The 233-nt window shown below is 67.4% G+C and carries 1 protein-coding gene; it reads left to right on the top strand.

What is annotated here, in order from left to right; translation table 11 throughout:
• Positions 1-233: hypothetical protein (locus tag ACX9YW_RS23590; RefSeq protein ID WP_460351243.1), on the top strand; the 233-nt coding region annotated here is incomplete at both ends.

The raw sequence follows: 233 nt of genomic DNA, 5'->3' as shown, positions 1-233 counted from the left end.
CCAAAGAAGAGCTCGCCGCGCTCAGGCGGCGTAAGATCCGGGCCGTTGGGCTCGCCGACGCCTTTATCGTGAACGGGGCAAAGAAGCTCCCGTACTTCCTGGCCTGGATGCTCCAGGCCGACCGCGACGTACGGCGGCTGCCGGTCGAGGTCGTCAACATGGGCGTCCCCCTCTCCTTCTCGGACGAGGCTGGCACCGTTGGGAGCGGCGTCAGGTTCGCGGTCGCAGGCTAC

This window comes from Pseudoneobacillus rhizolycopersici (assembly GCF_054786815.1).
Note: the sequence above shows the minus strand (reverse complement) of the source record. Positions and strands in the feature narration are given on the sequence as shown.